The following is a 13262-nucleotide window of genomic DNA, read 5'->3' on the forward strand; positions in this document are numbered from 1 at the left end:
TGCCACCGGCGCCAGCAGCGCCACTGCTAGACTGGCCGCGACTCATCACAACAAGAGGAGAAGCGACTTCCATGGATGACAGCATCAGCAGCAGCAGTGCGCCGGATCGCGCGGCCCCATTGTCCGGCCAGGTCGAGAGCACCACCGACACCATCGGGCACCACCCGATCAACTTCACCGGCGACGGCGGCGAGTACTTCCGGGTCTGGATCGTGAACGTGCTGCTCAGCATCGTCACCTTGGGGATCTACACGCCGTGGGCGCGGCGGCGCACCGTCAAGTACTTCTATAGCCACACCGAGGTGGCTGACGGGCCGCTGGAGTTCACCGCCAAGACGCGCAGCATGGTGGTTGGCTTCCTGCTGCTGGCGGTCATCTACGCGGCGATCAACGTCGCTTCCGAAACCGGGCACGACGTCGTCGTGGGGCTGGCGATGCTGGGCGGCGTAGCGCTTGCGCCCTGGCTGTGGGGCAAGGCGATGCGCTTTCGCCTTGGCAATACGCGCTGGCGCGGGCTTCGGCTGCAGTTCGGCGCCAGTTGGGCCGAGGTCTATCGGGCCAGCTGGCCGGTGTTTGCGCTGGTGGGGCTGTGGGTGGTGCTGGGCTTCCTGCTGGCTCTGCTGGCACCCGAGGTGGCGGACCTGGCGGGCGGCGCCGCGACCGGGGCTGCCGAGGGCAAGGTTCCGACGCCCGAGATCACGGCGCCCATGGGCATCCTCCTCTTCCTGGGCCTCGCGACCAGCTTCGTGCTGCTGACCCGGCTGGACTACAACTACAAGGTGCTGCTGGTTCGGCGCACGCTCATCGGCGACCAGGCGGGGCGCTGGCATCCGGGCTTCGGGGCCTTCCTGCGCATCGCGTTGGCGTCGCTGGGCGTGTTCCTGCTGTCGGCCGTGCTCGTGACACTGGCGATGATGCTGCTGGGCGCCCTGTTCGGCGGCGTGCAGGTCCTGATGGGGGGCACCGGCGGCTCGCGCGCGGCCATGGTGATCAAGGCCATCCTGATCGGCACGGTGATCGGCCTGGCGGGCTTTTTCCTTTCCATCTCGCCGGCCCTGGCTTATCGCGAGGCGCGCATGTTCCAGCTCTTGTGGAACGGCGTCGGCGTGAGCCGCATCGCCCGTTTTCGTACCAGCCTGGGCACCTCGGCCTTTGTCTGGCTGCGCATCAAGAACGTGCTGCTGACGGTGATCACACTCGGCTTCTACCGGCCCTTCGCGCGGGTGAACGAATACCGCATGAAGGCCGAGTCGACCATGCTCTATCTCAAGGGCGGGGTCGAGCCGCTGGTTAGCCAGCTCACGCGCCGGCAGGAGCAGGGCGGCTTCGGCGATGCGGTGGCCGATGCGCTTGGCCTGGATCTGGTCGGCTAGCGTCCAGTTTCCTGCGTTTTTTCAGTCATGGACTCCTCTCGCGCCACCGACGCTGCGCTCCTGCGCGCGCGCTGGTTCGACGGCCGCAGCAGCCAGCCCAAGCCCGTGCTGGTGAGCCTGCAGCCCGGTGCCAAGGGGCCTTCGCTGCACCTGCATCCGCTGGCGTCGGCGGAGGCTGCCGCGGCGCCGCCGCGCGTGTTCGCGCCGCATGAAGTCGAGTGGCCCGAAGTGTGGAGCGCGCAGCGCGCGCAAAAGACCGTGGCGGTGGACCTGCGCGATGCCGGCAGCCTGCAGATCGACGACGGCGCGCGCTGGCACGCGGCACTGGCGGCCGCAGGCGGCAGGCCCAGCCTGGCGCAACGCATGCAGACCCGTTGGCGTGTCTTCATCGTCGTGCTGCTGGTGGCGGCAGTCGGCCTGTGGGCCTTCTACCGCTATGGCACGCCCTGGGCCGCGGTGCAGCTCACGCGCCACGTGCCGCTCGACTGGGAGACGAGCGTGAGCACCCGTGCGCTTGCGCAGCTCGACGGCCAGTGGCTCAAGCCCAGCAAGCTGGCGCCCGAGCGCCAGGCGCAATTGCGCGCAGCCTTCGACGCGCTGGCGGCGCAGGTCGATGCGCGGCGACTGCCGTACCCGAACTACAAGCCGCGCTTCCGGCTCGAATTTCGATCGGGCCTGGGTCCCAACGCCCTGGCGCTGCCGGGCGGCACGGTGGTCATGACCGATGCCCTGGTCGAAGCCGCCAGCCGCGCCCAGTTGGACGATGACGCGCTGATGGGCGTGCTGGCCCACGAAATGGGCCACGTGCTGTACCGCCACGGCACGCGCATGGTGGTGGAGCAGGGTGTGCTCAACATCGGGCTGGGCCTGGCGATGGGCGATGTGTCGAGCCTGATCTCGACCGGCAGCGCGCTGCTCACCGGCCTGGCCTACCAGCGTGGCCACGAGGCCGACGCCGATTGCTTTGCCGTCGCCTTGATGCAGCAGGCCGGCCGGCCGCTGGCGCCGATGGCCGAGCTGCTGCTGCGCATCGACGACGGCGCCAAGGAGAAAGACGGTTCGCAGAACATGGGAAACAAGGAGGGGGAAGACGCGTCCTTCGCCTGGTCCAGCCTGCTCGACAGCCACCCCGGCACGCCGGAGCGCGCCCGGCGGATGAAGATGGGCCTGGGCTGTGACACCGACCGCTAGGGAATGACCCCTGCCCAGTGCGGCTTGCACCCCACGGCGCCGAATTCACGGAGCAACAAGCCCTAGACTAGCCGCACTAGGAGTTATTACCCACCATGGCAGCTACCCAAGAAGCGCTGGCCCAAGCGCTCAAGTCCGTCCTCGATCCCAACACCGGCAAGGATTTCGTCAGCGCCAAGGCGCTGAAAAACGTGCAGATCCACGAGGGCGACGTGTCCTTCGACATCGAGCTGGGCTATCCGGCCAAGAGCCAGGTGCCGGCCATGCGCAAGGCGCTGGTGGCCGCGGCCAAGACGGTGCCGGGGGTGGAGAACGTCTCGGTCAACATCACAACCCGGGTCATCAGCCACGCGGTGCAGCGCGGCGTGCAACTGATGCCCAACGTGAAGAACATCATCGCCGTGGCCTCGGGCAAGGGCGGGGTGGGCAAGAGCACCACCGCCGCCAACCTGGCACTGGCGCTGGCGGCCGAAGGCGCTGCCGTCGGCCTCTTGGACGCCGACATCTACGGGCCCAGCCAGCCCATGATGCTGGGCATCAGCCGCCGTCCCGAAAGCGAAGACGGCAAGACCATGGAGCCGCTGGAAAACCACGGCGTGCAGGTGATGTCCATCGGCTTTCTGGTCGACCAGGACGAAGCCATGATCTGGCGCGGCCCGATGGCGACCCAGGCGCTGGAGCAACTGTTGCGCCAGACCAACTGGAAAGACCTCGACTACCTCATCGTCGACATGCCGCCCGGCACCGGCGACATCCAGCTCACCCTGAGCCAGCGCGTGCCCATGACCGGCGCGGTGATCGTCACGACGCCGCAGGACATCGCCCTTCTGGATGCGCGCAAGGGCATCAAGATGTTCGAGAAGGTCGGCGTGCCGATCCTGGGCATCGTGGAAAACATGGCGGTGCACGTGTGCTCCAACTGCGGCCATGTCGAGCACATCTTCGGCGCCGAAGGCGGCAAGAAGATGGCCGAGCAATACCAGATGCCCTACCTGGGCGCGCTGCCGCTGGACATCAACATTCGCCTGCAAGCCGACAGCGGCAAGCCCACCGTGGTCGCCGACCCGGACGGCGAAGTGGCCGGCCTGTACAAGGCGGTGGCACGCCAGGTGGCCGTTGGGATCGCCGAAAAGGCCAAGGACTTCTCGGCCAAGTTCCCGACCATCACGGTCAGCAAGACCACATGAAGAAGGAGGCGGCGCGAACGCGTCCGCCTTTTCCATTCATTTCTCTAATCAATCGGTTCGCCGATTCAATTTGACGCTCCGCTGCAGCTGCGCCGACACTGGAATTGATTTGCACAGGTCCCTTTTCACCACAGGGACAAGGGCCTTGGCAAAGACGATGATCCGGTAATCGAGACAAGCGCCGATCGGTCCCACGCGGGTCGGCGCCGAAGGCCAAGGCAGATGCAAAACCACCCAGGCACGGCAGGAAAAGACAGCGTTCAGACGATCCCGCTCGGCACTGTCGACGACATGCGCGAGCGCATCCGCAAGAAGAGCAAGCTCAAGGGCCGCCAGCCCGAGGGCGATGCGATGGCGCAGGTGGGCGAGCTCATCGGCGAGAAGCCCGAAGGCGGCTTTCGGCGCGACCTGCTGATCGAATACCTGCACAAGGTCAACGATGCACACCGCGGCCTGCACGATCGGCACTTGGTGGCCCTGGCCGCCCTCATGAACATCCCGATGGCGGAGGTCTACGAGGTCGCGACCTTCTATCACCACTTCGAAATCCTGCGCGGCGACGAGGCCGCGCCCGGCGTCACGGTGCGCGTATGCGACGGCCTGGCTTGCGAGTTGGCCGGCGCGCGGGACCTGCTGGCGCGGCTGCCCAAGCTGCTGGGCCTGGCCGGCCGCGATGACGTGCGCGTGATCGCCGCGCCCTGCATCGGCCGCTGCGAGCAGGCGCCCGCGGTGGCGCTGGACCAGCGTGCCATTGCGCTGGCCGACGACAACAAGATCTTCGAGGCGCTGCAGGCGCGGCCCGCAGCACCGCGCCGCACGGCCAATTTCACGCCGGCCGACTTGGCCGAGCAGAGCGTCACCTTGCCCTCCGATGCGGCCGAGGCGATTCCCGCCCATACCGACTACGCCACCTACCGCGCCCACGGCGGCTACGCGCTGGCCGCAGCGCTGGTGCAGGGCGAGCAGGATGTCGAGTCGGTCATCAAGGCGATGGAAGACTCCGGCCTGCGCGGCCTGGGCGGCGCCGGCTTTCCAGCCGGGCGCAAGTGGCGCATCGTGCGCGAGCAGCCGGCCCCCAAGCTGATGGCGGTGAACATCGACGAGGGCGAGCCCGGCACTTTCAAGGACCGCACCTACCTGGAACGCGATCCGCACCGCTTCCTCGAAGGCCTGGTGATTGCCGCCCAATGCGTGGGCATCGACGCTTGCTACGTCTACCTGCGCGACGAATATCACGACTGCCGTGCGCTGCTGGAAGCGGAGCTCGCCAAGCTGCAGGCCGACCCGCCATGCCCGCTGCCGAAGATCGAGCTGCGGCGCGGCGCCGGTGCCTACATCTGCGGCGAAGAGTCCGCGATGATCGAGAGCATCGAAGGCAAGCGTGGCGAGCCGCGCATGCGCCCGCCCTACATCGCGCAGGTCGGCCTGTTCGGCCGGCCCACGCTGGAGCACAACTTCGAGACTCTCTACTGGGTGCGCGACATCGTGCAAAAGGGGCCGCAGTGGTTCAGCAGCTTCGGCCGCAACGGCCGCAAGGGGCTGCGCAGCTTCAGCGTGAGCGGACGGGTGAAGCTGCCCGGCGTCAAGCTGGCGCCGGCCGGCATCACGGTGAAGGAACTCATCGACGAATACTGCGGCGGCATGCTGGACGGCCACGCGCTTTACGCCTACCTGCCGGGCGGCGCCTCGGGCGGCATCCTGCCGGCCAGCCTGGGTGATATCCCGCTGGACTTCGACACCCTGCAGCCCTACGGCTGCTTCATCGGCTCCGCCGCGGTGATGGTGCTCAGCAACCACGACCGGGCGCGCGACGCGGCGCTCAACGTGATGCGCTTCTTCGAGCATGAAAGCTGCGGCCAGTGCACGCCGTGCCGGGTCGGCACCGGCAAGGCGGCGGCGCTGATGCAGGCCAGGGTCTGGGACAACACCACGCTCGAGGACCTGGCCCAGGTGATGGGCGATGCGTCCATCTGCGGGCTGGGGCAGGCTGCGCCCAACCCGATCCGCAGCATCCAGAAGTACTTCCCGCAGGAAATCGCTTGAGAGGACGAGAAGAAAAATGAACGCCCCCACCAAGCTCAACGAACTGATGCCGCAGACCATCGAGTTCCAGCTCGACGGCCGCACCGTCGAGGCCTTCGAAGGCGAATCCATCCTGACGGCAGCCAAGCGCGCCGGCGTCGACATCCCGCACCTTTGCTACAAGGAAGGCCTGCGGCCCGACGGCAACTGCCGCGCCTGCGTGGTCGAGGTCAAGGGCGAGCGGGTGCTGGCCCCCAGCTGCTGCCGCGCCGCCACGCCCGGCATGGAAGTGCAGGCCTGCAGCGACCGCGCGGTGAAGAGCCAGAAGATGGTGGTCGAGATGCTGCTGTCTGATATGCCGGAGCAGGGCTACAAGTGGAACGACGCCGATGAAGCGGGCAAGGCGCAATCCGAGGCCGGCCAGCATGGTGAATTGAGCGCCTGGGCCGACAAGCTGGGCCTGGTGGTGCGCCCCGAGCTCAAGGCCCTGCGCCGCGAGCAGCCGAAGGCCGACATCTCGCATCCCGCGATGGCCGTCAATCTCGACGCCTGCATCCAGTGCAACCGCTGCGTGCGTGCGTGCCGCGAGGAGCAGGTCAACGACGTGATCGGCTATGCCATGCGCGGGGCCGATTCCAAGATCGTGTTCGACCTGGACGACCCGATGGGCGACAGCACCTGCGTGGCCTGCGGCGAATGCGTGCAGGCCTGCCCCACTGGCGCCCTCATGCCCAAGACGCAGATCGGCACGCAGGTGGTCGACCGCAAGGTCGATTCGGTCTGCCCCTTCTGCGGCGTCGGCTGCCTGATCACCTACAACGTCAAGGACGAGAAGATCGTCAGCGTCGATGGCCGCGACGGCCCGGCCAACCATGGGCGCCTGTGCGTCAAGGGGCGCTTCGGCTTCGACTACGCGCACCACCCGCAGCGCCTGACCAAGCCCCTGATCCGCAAGCCCGGCGTCCCCAAGACCATCGACGACGGCCAGCCGCTCAACTGGAGCGACGTGTTCCGCGAAGCGACGTGGGAAGAGGCGCTGGAACTGGCCGGCGGCAAGCTGGCGCAGCTGCGTGATACCCATGGCGCCAAGAGCCTGGCCGGCTTCGGCTCGGCCAAGGGCAGCAACGAGGAGGCTTACCTGTTCCAGAAGCTGGTGCGCACCGGCTTCAAGAGCAACAACGTCGACCACTGCACGCGCCTGTGCCATGCCTCCAGCGTGGCGGCGCTGCTGGAGGGCGTGGGTTCGGGCGCGGTGAGCAACCAGGTGAACGACGTGGAGAACGCCGACCTGATTTTCATCATCGGCTCCAACCCCACGGCCAACCATCCGGTGGCCGCCACCTGGATGAAGAACGCCGCCAAGCGCGGCGCCAAGATCGTGCTGGCCGACCCGCGCCGCACCGACATCAGCAAGCACGCCTGGCGCACCCTGCAGTTCAAGGCCGACACCGACGTGGCCATGCTCAATGCGCTGATCCATGCGGTGATCGACGAGGGCCTGGTCGACGAAGCCTTCATCCGCGAGCGCGCCAGCAACTTCGAGGCGCTGAAGGAGAACGTGAAGGGCTACAGCCCCGAGGCCATGGCGCCGATCTGCGGCATTCCGGCGCAGACCTTGCGCGAAGTGGCGCGCGCTTTCGCCACCGCCAAGGGCGCGATGATCCTGTGGGGCATGGGCATCAGCCAGCACGTGCACGGCACCGACAACTCGCGCTGCCTGATCGCGCTGGTCTCGGTCACCGGCCAGATCGGCAAGCCCGGCTCCGGCCTGCATCCGCTGCGTGGCCAGAACAACGTGCAGGGCGCCAGCGATGCGGGCCTGATCCCGATGATGTTCCCCAACTACCAGCGGGTGGACAACCCGGGCGCCCACGCCTGGTTCGAGAAGTTCTGGGGCCAGCCGCTGGATGCCACGCCCGGCTACACGGTGGTGGAGATCATGCACAAGGCGCTGGCCGAGGACAGCGACCCGCACAAGATCCGCGGCATGTACGTGATGGGCGAGAACCCCGCCATGAGCGACCCGGATCTGAACCATGCCCGCCATGCGCTCGGCGCGCTGGAGCACCTGGTGGTGCAGGACATCTTCATGACCGAGACTGCCTGGCTGGCCGACGTGGTGCTGCCTGCCAGCGCCTGGCCGGAGAAGACCGGCACGGTGAGCAACACCGACCGCATGGTGCAGCTGGGCAAGCGCGCGCTTCAACCCCCCGGCGATGCCAAGCCCGACCTGTGGATCATCCAGCAGCTGGCCCAGCGCCTGGGCCTCGCATGGAACTACCAGGGCGAAGAGTGCGGCGTGGCCGAGGTGTATGACGAGATGCGCCAGGCCATGCATGCGGCCATCAGCGGCATCACCTGGGACCGGCTGCAGCGCGAGTCCAGCGTGACCTACCCCTGCCTGAGCGCAGACGACCCGGGCCAGCCCATTGTCTTCGTGGAGGACTTCCCGACCACGGACGGCCGCGTCAAGCTGGTGCCGGCCGACATCATTCCGGCGGCCGAGCGGCCCGATGTCGAGTATCCCTTTGTGCTCATCACCGGCCGCCAGCTCGAGCACTGGCACACCGGCAGCATGACGCGCCGCGCCACCGTGCTGGATGCGCTGGAACCGATCGCGACCGCCTCCATGAACCAGGCCGACCTGGACAAGCTGGGCCTGGCGCCGGGCGATGTCCTCACCATCCAGTCGCGCCGCGGCGAGGTGGCGATCCACGTGCGGCGCGACGACGGTACGCCGCAAGGCGCGGTGTTCGTGCCATTCGCCTACTACGAGGCGGCGGCCAACCTGATGACCAACGCGGCGCTGGACCCCTTCGGGAAAATCCCTGAATTCAAGTACTGCGCGGTGCGATTGACACGCGGCGGCACGCCGGCCGCCGTTGCGGGCTATTCTCGGGAGGTGCAAGAAATCACCACCTAGGGCCTGTTCATACTATTTGCGGGGTCGCGAAGGCATGCCAAAGCGGACAGATCAAGGCGCACGACGCCGCGTGTGCATTGGCACACGCAAGGAGAGCAACGCGGAGTTGGCCGCTTTGGCATGCCTTCCCTTCGGGTTGGCCCGCATTGGGGCCGTCTGCGGCGTTGCCCGCGCTTGCAATGCTTCAGCATTGCTGCGCGCGGGCGCCTTGCATCCAGCCCCAATGCGAGCCAACGCGATCCCCGTAAATAGTGTGAACAGGCCCTAAATCCATGCCCGACGAAACGGCGCGCAACGATCCCAGCCAGGACAAGGAATCCCGTCCCACCCTCGACGCCGCGGTGGTGATGCGCCGCGAGCGCGTGCAGGGCCCGGCAGCGCGCTGGCAGACGTGGCGCTGGGTGCTCGACAGCGTGCTGCCCGATGCGCCCGGCTTCGGTGCCGCGCCGCATCTTTTGCATGAAAGCGCCGAAGGCGAGCAGCGCTGGTTGCATCCGGGCTTTCAGGTCGAGCTGTTCAACGACGACGCCGAGGGCTACTACCTCAACACCAGCACGGCGGCGCCCTGCTGGTTCGTGCTGTGGCGGATGGAAGACGAGGCGAGCGTCGCCCCCGAGCCCATCGCGCGGCCGGTGATCGTCACCCTGAGCTATCACGACGCCGGCCGCTGGCTGGACGCGCAGGAGATGGTGGAGCAGGTGCCGGCCCAGCCGGAGGTGGTGCAGTGGCTGCGCGAGTTCGTCGATACGCACTACGCCGCCGAGCCCAAGCGCCGCAAGCGGCCGGAGAGCTTCAAGCCCTTGGTGGACCGATTCGGCAACGCCGCCAGCGTGACGACCGAAAAGAAGCGGGGGGCCGGCGATGTCTGAGAATTTCTTCGAGCGCTGGTCGCGCCGCAAGCAGCAAGGCGAAGCTGCGCCTGCGGAGGAAGTCAAACTCCCTCCCCCTCCGGGGGAGGGCAGGGGTGGGGGCGCGACGGCGCCTGCAGCGGGCGCTGCTGGCCCCCATCCCGACCTTCCCCCGGAGGGGGGAGGAGAAAAGCCGGAAGCCGAAGCCGCGCCGCCCACCCTTGCCGACGCCGAGTCGCTCACGCCCGAATCCGACTTCAAGCCCTTCGTCGCCCGCAACGTTGCGCCGGAGGTGCGCAACGCGGCGATGAAGAAGCTCTTTGCCGACCCGCACTTCAATGTGATGGACCGGATGGACGTCTACATCGACGACTACTCCAACCCGGCGCCGCTGCCCGCGTCCAGCCTGCGCAAGATGGCCAGCGCCGTCTTCCTGAAGCTGGTGGACGACGACGAAGAAGAAGCGCGAAAGAAGAAGGCGCTCCAAGAAACCCCTCCCATGTCATCCGTCCAGGACGTGGCAAAGTCGCAGCATTCCCGCGGGGATATTCCCAGCCCGCCGACCGCGCAGCAGCACGAAGCCCAAGCGCGGCCGGCCAGCCAAGAGACCGATGACGACCACGCTGATCTGCGATTGCAACAAGACGATGCCCCTGACGCCGACGACCCTCGGCGCGGCGCTGGCTGACAACAAAGAGCTTCCCCTCCACACCACCCTGTGCCGGCGCGAGGCCCCGGCCTTCCAGCGTGCCATCACCGGCAGTGGGGGCGACGAGGTGGTGGTGGCCTGTACCCAGGAAAAGCGGCTGTTCACCGAACTGGCCGAGCAGACGCCAAACGCCACCTCGCCGATCCGCTTCGTCAACATCCGCGAGACCGGTGGCTGGAGCCGCGATGCGCGCCAAGCCATGCCGAAGATCGCCGCGCTGCTGGCGGCCGCCAGCCTGCCGGAACCGGAGCCTGTGCCCACGGTCAGCTACAAGAGCCAGGGGCGCCTGCTGGTCATCGGACCGCTGGACCAGGCCGAGCAGGCTGCGGCGCTGCTGGCCGACAACCTGGACATCAGCATCTTTTCCACCGGCCCGGGCGAGCAGGGCGGGGCGCAGGAGCGTCGCTTTCCGGTGATGGCCGGGCGCATCGCATCGCTGGCCGGCTGGCTCGGTGCCTTCAAGCTGGCCTGGACGCAGGACAACGGCATCGACCTGGACCTGTGCACCCGCTGCAATGCCTGCATCGCCGTCTGCCCGGAACAGGCCATCGGCTTCGACTACCAGATCGATGCGGCGCGCTGCACCTCTCACGGCGAGTGCGTGAAAGCCTGCGGCGTGGCCGGCGCCATCGACTTGCAGCGCGAAGCCCGATCCATGAGCGCCGACTTCGACCTGGTGCTGGACCTGGGCGCAGCCCCGCTGATCGATTGGCACGCGCCGCCGCAGGGCTACTTCCACGAGGCCGGCGGCCTGGCTGGCCGGCCCGAGGCGCTGGCCACCGTGCTGCGCCTGCGTGAGATGGTGGGCGAGTTCGAGAAGCCGAAGTTCTTCGACTACAAGCAGAAGCTGTGCGCTCACAGCCGCAACGAAGTGGTGGGCTGCAATGCCTGCGTCGAGGTCTGCTCGGCCCACGCCATCAGCAGCGACAAGGCGCGCCAACGCATCGTCGTCAACCCCAACCTTTGCGTGGGTTGCGGTGCCTGCACCACGGTCTGCCCGACCGGCGCGCTGGCCTACAGCTATCCGCGCGCGCCGGAGCAGGGGCGCAAGCTGCGCACCCTGCTGGCGACCTACGCACAGGCCGGCGGACGCGATGCGGCGCTGCTGCTGCACAGCGAGGAGGGCGGCCGCGCCTTGGTCGAGCAACTGGGGCGGCAGGCCCAGCTGGGCAAGGCGCACGGCGTGCCGGCGCAGGTGATTCCGGTGGGGCTCTTTCACAGCGCCAGCACCGGCATCGACCTGTGGCTGTCGGCCGTGGCCTTTGGTGCCAGCCAGGTCGCGTTGCTGTTCACCGGCGAAGAGGCGCCACCCTACCGCGCCGCGCTTCAAAAGCAGATGGAGATTGCCCAGGCGCTGCTCTCCGGACTGGGCTATGCCGGCACGCATTTCGTCGCCATCGACGCGGGCACGCCGGCCGAACTGGATGCCGCCCTGGCCACCCTGCGCGCAACGCGCCAGCAGCTGCCGGCCAGCGCCGCACGCTACGCCGTCGCGTCCGAAAAGCGCAGCACGCTGGAAATGGCGCTGGACCATCTGGTCGAAAGTGCGCCTGCCTTGAAGCAGCCGGCCCCTGCGGCGCCGATTCCGCTGCCGGCCGGTTCGCCCTTGGGCGCCATCACGGTGGACAAGGACAAGTGCACCCTGTGCCTGGCTTGCGTCAGCGCCTGCCCGGCCAGCGCCCTGCAGGACAACCCCAATGCGCCGCAGCTGCGCTTCATCGAAAAGAACTGCGTGCAGTGCGGCCTGTGCGCCACCACCTGCCCGGAAGACGCCATCTCGCTGGTGCCGCGCCTGCTGACCTCGCCCGAGCGGGCGCAGCCGGTGGTGCTGAACGAGGCCAAGCCCTGGTCGTGCGTGCGCTGCGGCAAGCCCTTCGGCACGCAGAAGGCCATCGAAGCCATGCTGGGCAAGCTGGCCGGCCACGCCATGTTCCAGGGCGAGGCGCTGGAGCGCCTGAAGATGTGCAGCGACTGCCGCGTCATCGACCTGTACACCGCGCCGAACGAACTGAAGATCACCGAGCTATGAACATGCCCGTCGCTTCATCCACCGCCCTCGACGAGGAAATCGCCCGCGCCGAGCTGTACGGCCTGTTGGCGCGGCTCTGGTATGCGGCGCCGGACGCCGAACTGCTGTCCGCGTTTCAGGTGGCGACCACCGAGGCGCCTGCCGCCGGCGCCTTCCTGGAAGAGCCCTGGCGCCAACTGGTCGGCGCGGCGCGCGAGACCAGCGAAGCGCAGGCACACCGCGAGTACGACGCGCTGTTCGGCGGCATTGGCAAGCCGGAGGTTTACCTCTTTGGTTCTCACTACCTGAGCGGCTTCCTGAACGACAAGCCGCTGGCCAAGCTGCGCACCGAACTGGCCCGCCTGGGCCTGGCGCGCGACGAGACGGTGTCCGAGACCGAAGACCACGTGGCCTGCCTGTTCGAAGTGATGCGCTACCTGATCGCCGGCGAGGACGTGGAAGTTGCAAACTTGACACAGCAGCAGACGTTTTTTGCCGCGCAGATTCAGCCCTGGATGCCCGAGATGTGCGAGGCGGTGGCGACACACCCCAAGGCGCGCTTCTATGCCGCACTGGCGCGCTTCACCCAGGCCTTCCTGCAGGTCGAGGCACAGGCTTTTGACATCCTGGCGTGATGGGCGGATTGGTCTGGCGGCCTGACCAAAGCAGTGGGGCATTGGTTGCTGTTTGGGCTAGGGTCTTGTCTACTATGCAAACCTATGTAAATGCGTTCATATCTTCTTTCGATTTGAGCCAATCCTGGAGTTGACATGCAGGACAGCCACATGAATGAAAAGCAGAAATCGTCGCGCCGCAGCTTCTTTGCCGGCGCAGCCGGCGTCACCGCCGCAGCCGCCGCAGTGGCGGTCTTGCCCAAGGTCGACGCCGTGAGCGCAGCCCCCCAGCCGGCTGCCAGGCCGGCGCCGGAAAAAGGCGGCGGCTACCAGCTTTCCGAGCACGTGAAGCACTACTACAGAACCACTTCTGCCTGAGGACGGGAC

10 protein-coding genes are annotated in these 13262 nt (G+C 67.5%); all 10 read left to right on the plus strand.

Annotation, left to right across the window (positions count from 1 at the left end; translation table 11 throughout):
* The first annotated feature begins 71 nt into the window (after positions 1 to 71).
* Complete coding sequence (locus tag ACIPRI_RS18865) at positions 72 to 1373, plus strand: YjgN family protein (protein WP_446623000.1); 1302 nt, start codon at positions 72 to 74, stop codon at positions 1371 to 1373.
* A 27-nt stretch (positions 1374 to 1400) separates the two neighbouring features.
* Complete coding sequence (locus tag ACIPRI_RS18870; RefSeq protein WP_446623001.1) at positions 1401 to 2564, plus strand: M48 family metallopeptidase; 1164 nt, start codon at positions 1401 to 1403, stop codon at positions 2562 to 2564.
* A gap of 95 nt (positions 2565 to 2659) precedes the next feature.
* A complete protein-coding gene (gene apbC / locus ACIPRI_RS18875) occupies positions 2660 to 3751 on the plus strand; it encodes an iron-sulfur cluster carrier protein ApbC (protein ID WP_446623002.1) in 1092 nt (363 codons plus the stop codon).
* A 222-nt stretch (positions 3752 to 3973) separates the two neighbouring features.
* On the plus strand, positions 3974 to 5794 hold the full coding sequence (locus tag ACIPRI_RS18880) for an NADH-ubiquinone oxidoreductase-F iron-sulfur binding region domain-containing protein (RefSeq protein WP_446623003.1): 1821 nt from the start codon (positions 3974 to 3976) through the stop codon (positions 5792 to 5794).
* Positions 5795 to 5810: 16 nt separating this feature from the next.
* Positions 5811 to 8696, plus strand: coding sequence for a formate dehydrogenase subunit alpha (gene fdhF, locus ACIPRI_RS18885; protein ID WP_446623004.1), 2886 nt, complete (start codon positions 5811 to 5813; stop codon positions 8694 to 8696).
* A gap of 272 nt (positions 8697 to 8968) precedes the next feature.
* A complete protein-coding gene (locus ACIPRI_RS18890) occupies positions 8969 to 9565 on the plus strand; it encodes a DUF3305 domain-containing protein (RefSeq protein WP_446623005.1) in 597 nt (198 codons plus the stop codon).
* Entirely contained in the window at positions 9558 to 10232 is a 675-nt protein-coding gene (locus ACIPRI_RS18895) for a DUF3306 domain-containing protein (RefSeq protein ID WP_446623006.1), read from the plus strand. Before ACIPRI_RS18890 ends, ACIPRI_RS18895 begins: the two co-directional genes overlap by 8 nt.
* Entirely contained in the window at positions 10156 to 12282 is a 2127-nt protein-coding gene (locus tag ACIPRI_RS18900) for a 4Fe-4S binding protein (protein WP_446623007.1), read from the plus strand. Before ACIPRI_RS18895 ends, ACIPRI_RS18900 begins: the two co-directional genes overlap by 77 nt.
* Positions 12279 to 12896: a TorD/DmsD family molecular chaperone gene (locus ACIPRI_RS18905; RefSeq protein ID WP_446623008.1), complete on the plus strand. Its 618-nt coding sequence runs from the start codon at positions 12279 to 12281 to the stop codon at positions 12894 to 12896. Before ACIPRI_RS18900 ends, ACIPRI_RS18905 begins: the two co-directional genes overlap by 4 nt.
* 150 nt (positions 12897 to 13046) lie before the next feature.
* Positions 13047 to 13253, plus strand: a complete 207-nt coding sequence (locus ACIPRI_RS18910) for a formate dehydrogenase (RefSeq protein ID WP_446623009.1) — start codon at positions 13047 to 13049, stop codon at positions 13251 to 13253.
* Positions 13254 to 13262: the final 9 nt, after the last annotated feature.

This window comes from Variovorax sp. LARHSF232 (assembly GCF_052871435.1).

Excerpts from the sequence above, each read along its gene's own strand:
- fdhF (WP_446623004.1), top strand. The coding sequence starts at position 5,811 with ATGAACGCCCCCACCAAGCTCAACGAACTGATGCCGCAGACCATCGAG.
- ACIPRI_RS18910 (WP_446623009.1), top strand. The coding sequence starts at position 13,047 with ATGAATGAAAAGCAGAAATCGTCGCGCCGCAGCTTCTTTGCCGGCGCA.
- ACIPRI_RS18905 (WP_446623008.1), top strand. The coding sequence starts at position 12,279 with ATGAACATGCCCGTCGCTTCATCCACCGCCCTCGACGAGGAAATCGCC.
- ACIPRI_RS18870 (WP_446623001.1), top strand. The coding sequence starts at position 1,401 with ATGGACTCCTCTCGCGCCACCGACGCTGCGCTCCTGCGCGCGCGCTGG.
- ACIPRI_RS18865 (WP_446623000.1), top strand. The coding sequence starts at position 72 with ATGGATGACAGCATCAGCAGCAGCAGTGCGCCGGATCGCGCGGCCCCA.
- apbC (WP_446623002.1), top strand. The coding sequence starts at position 2,660 with ATGGCAGCTACCCAAGAAGCGCTGGCCCAAGCGCTCAAGTCCGTCCTC.
- ACIPRI_RS18880 (WP_446623003.1), top strand. The coding sequence starts at position 3,974 with ATGCAAAACCACCCAGGCACGGCAGGAAAAGACAGCGTTCAGACGATC.
- ACIPRI_RS18890 (WP_446623005.1), top strand. The coding sequence starts at position 8,969 with ATGCCCGACGAAACGGCGCGCAACGATCCCAGCCAGGACAAGGAATCC.
- ACIPRI_RS18895 (WP_446623006.1), top strand. The coding sequence starts at position 9,558 with ATGTCTGAGAATTTCTTCGAGCGCTGGTCGCGCCGCAAGCAGCAAGGC.
- ACIPRI_RS18900 (WP_446623007.1), top strand. The coding sequence starts at position 10,156 with ATGACGACCACGCTGATCTGCGATTGCAACAAGACGATGCCCCTGACG.